Here is an 825-nt window from a genome sequence, read left to right as displayed (position 1 = left end):
ATAAAATTGATCAGATAACAAAAACATATGTCACGGATATTTCCTCAAAAACAATAGCTACAATTACGCCCTTTGTATCAATCGGTATCACAATTGCTTTCATCATCTATGGATGGCTCATCATTCGTGGCGCTATAGATATGCCTCTCTCCGGATTTGTAAATCGTTTCCTACGGATAAGTATTATTACTTCAATAGCTCTTACCACAGGACTTTATCAAAGTGAAATTGCGAGTTTGATAACACAAATGCCCTATGAGTTATCAAAAGCGCTCATAACAAATCCACTCACTGATACACAATTAATGAATTTACTAGACAAAGCAGCAGGCAAAGGATTTCAATATGCAGGACGTCTTTTCCAAGAAACTGTCTTCTTCGAAGCCAATGGACTGCTTTACAGTCTCTTAGGCATCATCATCTTGCTGGCAACAAGCCTCGTAGTAGCAATCGGCGGTGGTCTCGTGCTCCTGACAAAAATCGCTATTACACTTCTCGTAGGATGGGGACCACTCTTCATCATTGCTGTGCTCTGGCAACCAACTCATCGCCTTTTCGAGCAATGGATAATCCAAGTCGTCAATTATATAATCCTCTTTCTGCTCTTAGCGACTGTATTTAATCTGATGATGAATATCTTTGCAAACTATTTGAGCGATATGAAATTCGATTATAACCAAAATATAAGTTCCATGTTTGGGGGGGCTCTCATCTTGTCCATTATATCCATCATGCTGTTACTCAAACTATCAAGCGTTGCCAATTCTCTCGCAAAAGGAATTACATTTGGACATCTATGGAGACATAGAAACTAGAGGAGATAAA

The 825-nt window shown here is 39.0% G+C and carries 1 protein-coding gene; it reads left to right on the top strand.

The features are described from left to right. Positions 1–815: type IV secretion system protein (locus ACFIKO_RS09370; protein WP_375673906.1), on the top strand; the 815-nt coding region annotated here is incomplete at its 5' end. Positions 816–825: the final 10 nt, after the last annotated feature.

Source organism: Bartonella sp. TS82HLJMH (assembly GCF_042193495.1).
GTDB lineage: Bacteria > Pseudomonadota > Alphaproteobacteria > Rhizobiales > Rhizobiaceae > Bartonella > Bartonella grahamii.
Note: the sequence above shows the minus strand (reverse complement) of the source record. Positions and strands in the feature narration are given on the sequence as shown.